Annotated in this window: 3 protein-coding genes; 2 read left to right on the top strand and 1 reads right to left on the bottom strand. The window is 62.8% G+C overall.

The window, feature by feature from the left end; genetic code table 11:
- The coding region (locus IRZ24_RS17680) for a DUF1015 family protein (RefSeq protein WP_297167164.1) at positions 1 to 206 on the bottom strand (206 nt) is incomplete at its 3' end.
- 891 nt (positions 207 to 1,097) lie between these two features.
- Between IRZ24_RS17680 and IRZ24_RS17685 the strand changes: the two genes are divergently transcribed.
- Positions 1,098 to 3,113 (top strand): protein kinase, encoded by a 2,016-nt coding sequence (locus tag IRZ24_RS17685; RefSeq protein ID WP_297167167.1) that lies wholly within the window; start codon positions 1,098 to 1,100, stop codon positions 3,111 to 3,113.
- Between the two features lie 315 nt (positions 3,114 to 3,428).
- Positions 3,429 to 3,713 carry a hypothetical protein gene (locus IRZ24_RS17690; protein ID WP_297167170.1) on the top strand — a complete coding sequence of 95 codons (285 nt, stop codon included), beginning with the start codon at positions 3,429 to 3,431 and terminating at the stop codon, positions 3,711 to 3,713.
- Positions 3,714 to 3,956 lie beyond the last annotated feature (243 nt).

Here is a 3,956-nt window from a genome sequence, read left to right on the forward strand (position 1 = left end):
GCCCGCGTATAGCGATTATTCAAGCTTGTATCATCAGGGAACTCACGTCCCAGCTCCAAACGAATCATATTATAAGGATGGCGCTCGTAATAGCGCTCTTGCGCCTCAGGCGAGATCACATCAAACGGCGGACAGAGCACCTGCCCCAGGTCGCTCACCGCCTCAGGCGCAAAGCGTATGCCACGGAAAGGTCGTACATCTGCCATAGGCGAGGCCCTTCGCTTTCTCTCCAGATTCAGCGCTCCCACACATAAATAGCGTATCTACCCTCATTGCAGCATTCACTGCAGCGGAGCCTTGACGGCGAGGGCACAGGGGGCAGCGCCTTCTCTGCCCATTGTACCATCTCTGTCAGCTCAGGCCCAGCCCATGCGCCGAGGAAGCAGGCCGCCCTGCCTGAGAGGCAAAACCCCGCACCAGCGCGCGAGGCTGGCGCCGAGGTCTTCTGTCTCCCCTCTTGACTTTTCGTGCCGGCCATGCTATCCTCTATCTAGAACATCAGTTCCACTACACAACCGAAGCGACCTCCCCTTTCCCATGCGGGAGGCGGTCCCCCGCCGCCTCCCGACTCGCACTCTCTCTCGCTTCGCTCTCCGCGGGCGGTCGGGTTCCACCGTGCTCCCCCCGACCGCCCATTGCTGCGCTTGCAGAGTCTCATACCTGTCGCTGGCTGGCGCGAATAAAGCGAGTTGGCTGCCCCTGCTACCAGAGGCTCCCGGCCTGCCTGGCTGGCGGGAGTCGCTGGTGAAAGAGACTCCTGCGGGAATAACCCACAAGTCCTACAATAGGCGTAACAGATTGACTCGCTCTGATATACTTTGTAATCTCATTACGTCGGAGCCGTGAACACACGCAACCAAAGCCCAGCTATCAGGCTCTGCACGCCCTGTGAGGGCGGCCATCTCAGGTGTGACCGGTGGCCTGCTGTCCAGGCGGGCGAGCGAGCGAGTGGCGGCCTGTGAGGAGGAGCGCGCGGCCCAGATTGTGCTTTCGACGCGGCGGTGGGCGAGGCGCGTGCCCCTCGCTCGACAGGTACCAGACACTGTCTCTGACCCGTCCAGCGAGCGATGGGTACAGTTTTGGAGAACGGAGATGCTATGTACGAGACGCAGCAAGAAGATCTGCTGGTGGGGCAGATGGTGGGAGGGTACCGTGTTGAGCAACTGCTGAGCAAAGGTCGTGTCAGTGCCGTCTATCTGGCCCGGCACCCCGTGAGTGGTGTGCCGGTGGCAGTCACTGCCATCATCATTCCCGAGGACTTCTCAGTCCGTGCACGTAATCGCTTTATCCGGCGCTTTACCCAGATAGCCACGGCTCTGCTCGAGTTGGATCATCCGCACATCCTACCGATTTACGACTTTGGCGAGCAGCTCGGCTATCCATACTTAGTTTCTCCCTACGTCACTGATGGCTCAGTCGCGCACATCCTGAAGCGTGATGGGCGCTGTGCCCCCTCTTACGCGCTGGAGGTTCTCCAGCAGGTGGCGGCGGGACTGGACTACGCCCATGCGCGGGGCATTGTCCACCGGGCACTCAAGCCGGCCAATATTGTGCTCCAGGGTGACGAGCACCATGTGACCGTGGCGGGCTTTGGCCTGGTTGATCTCCTGCAACTGCGCGGTGTGCGGCGTGTCGAGCATCCCTATCTCCATTTGCTCAATCTAGCCGGGACCTTTCTCGGCGCCCCTGAATATCTGGCCCCCGAGGTGGTCCTTGGCCAGCAGCAAGTTGATGCCCGCGCTGATATCTACGCGCTGGGAATCATCCTCTATGAAATGCTGAGTGGCAAGCCGCCGTTCACCGGCAACGACTCGCTGGAGATCGCGCTCCAGCATGTCAAGCAGCCGGTGCCGGCGCTGCGTAACCTCTGTCCCTCTCTACCGCCGGAGATCGATGAGGTGCTCTCTCAAGCGCTGGCTCGCGACCCAGCGCGTCGCTTCCCCTCGGCGGGGGCCTTTGTCGCCGCCTACGCGCGGGCGCTGCGCAGAGAGCAGAGCTTTGCCGTGGCCGCGCCGGTCGCCTCTAGCGCAGCCCAGGCCCAGAACCAACTTGCTGAGGACAATGAGCTAACCAGCTCTGGCGCTCACTGGCAGCTCCGGCCCCCTATTATCACCGGTCATCTTCCCAGCGTACCGGGCAAGAGAGAGCTGCCGACGACGGGTCCCCTGGCTGGTAGCGGCGGAGGAAGTGCCTGGCAGGACCGGCCCTTGCCCCTGCTGAAAGAGGCTCTCACGACCGGGGCTGCGGCGGGCAACGGGGCCAGGCGTGAAATGGTCTCTTTGCCCGGCACGCTGCCCCAGGCGGTGCCTCCCATGCCGCCAGCTCCGCCCATGCCTGTACCCAATGGTGGCGGGGCCGATCTTGATAGCTTCGCCTGGTGGTCCGGTCGACCCGAGGACTACGCTCCACAGCGCGCGGCTTCAGGGCAAGCTACGGCGGCCAAAGCCGCTGCTCACAGCGCCGAACCCGCGCCGGTGGTGCTGCCCGCCCCGCGGGAGCAGCGTGAAGGGCAGCCAGGGCACTCCCGTCAACTGCCACCAGTGGCGCCCTTTGCCGCTGACATCCCTGTGAGCACACGCCGTGGCCGCAAACGGCGACGACGCCAGGTGGTCGCCCTGCTGGCCGGCGGCGGTCTGGCGGCGGCTGGTCTGGGGCTAGCTCTCAAAACCTCTGCGGCCCAGTCGCTGCTAAGTGGACTCTTCCATGCCGGTCAAGGCCCTGCTGCCACGACGACCGCCTCCACCGGTCAGCAGCCAGCCGCTGGCCAAGCAGGACAGTCTAACGCCGGCTCCGGCGCCAAGTCCAACGGCAAAGTCATCGGCACCACCGCCCTGGCGCTCAATTCTGCCCAGGCCTTTACCAATCCTGCCGATGGCAAACAGGGACTGCTCATTCACCTCCCCAGCGGCACATTCGCGGCCTACTCACGTAGCTGCACCCATGAGGGGGTTGCCGTCAACTATGACCCGGCCACCCATTTGCTCGTCTGCCCGGCGCACGGAGCGATCTTCGACCCAGCCAAGAAGGGCAGCGTCGTCCAGGGTCCGGCTACCACCCCGTTGCCGCAGATCATGATCCGCGTCAATGCCGACGGTTCCATCACAACCGTCTAAGCGCGGGTGGAGTCCGTTGCCACAGGGCGGGCCTGGCCCTTAGCCGACCTCCGCCTGCCTCTGCTCGAAGCACGCCGCTGCAGGCGCTTATCCCCCACCAGCGGGGCTAGCCGGGATGGCCATCTCTGGCTTGACGTGCCAGGGCTGCGCTGGGTAGACTAGACTACAACCAGTGGCTCAAGGAGCCACTACCCTCCCTGGTGGGGGAGAGTGCGCTGTTGACAGCATAGTAATCATGTGGGAAGGAGGCGGCGCCTCTGAACTTGCGCTCGGCTATACCATCCGCGGTGAGGAGGCGCCGCAACAGATGGCCAAATGGATGAAACCGTTCTGGGCTATATCGGCTTTGTCGTAGCCGCCCTCATACTTGCCTGGGCCGCCCTGGAGATCGGCAAACGTCTCAGCACCTTCCGCCGCACGAGCACTAACACCGAGACGGCAGATCGCTGGATCAGGCTGGACCCCACTCAGCTCAATCAGCTAGAGGAGATGGCGCCTGAGGCTCCCCTCGAAGACGATGAGGATGAGTCTCCTTATTCTCCTCCGCTGCGCTCGCAGCTCAATGGCCATTATTCGAATAAAAGCAAGAAAACATTCTAGCTAGCTAAAGAAGCGCACAGCCAATCAACTGCGAATGGGGAAGCAGATCGATCTGGCTGACCTGCGGCCTGCTCTGCAGTTGCGCTCAGGGCCTGAGAGATGCCACATACATCCTTAGTCAAAACCGTCATCGCGCTCCCGGCTCTGTCCCTCCTGCAGCAGGCGCTTGATCTCTGCCAGCACCTCGGCAGCATCTAGCTCAGGCTGTCGCGCCTCGTCCGCTGCTTCATGTTCTTCCATCTG

Source organism: Thermogemmatispora sp. (assembly GCF_019683755.1).
Classification (GTDB): domain Bacteria; phylum Chloroflexota; class Ktedonobacteria; order Ktedonobacterales; family Ktedonobacteraceae; genus Thermogemmatispora.

Coding starts and splice junctions, on each gene's coding strand:
- IRZ24_RS17685 (WP_297167167.1), top strand. CDS start 1,098: ATGTACGAGACGCAGCAAGAAGATCTGCTGGTGGGGCAGATGGTGGGA.
- IRZ24_RS17690 (WP_297167170.1), top strand. CDS start 3,429: ATGGATGAAACCGTTCTGGGCTATATCGGCTTTGTCGTAGCCGCCCTC.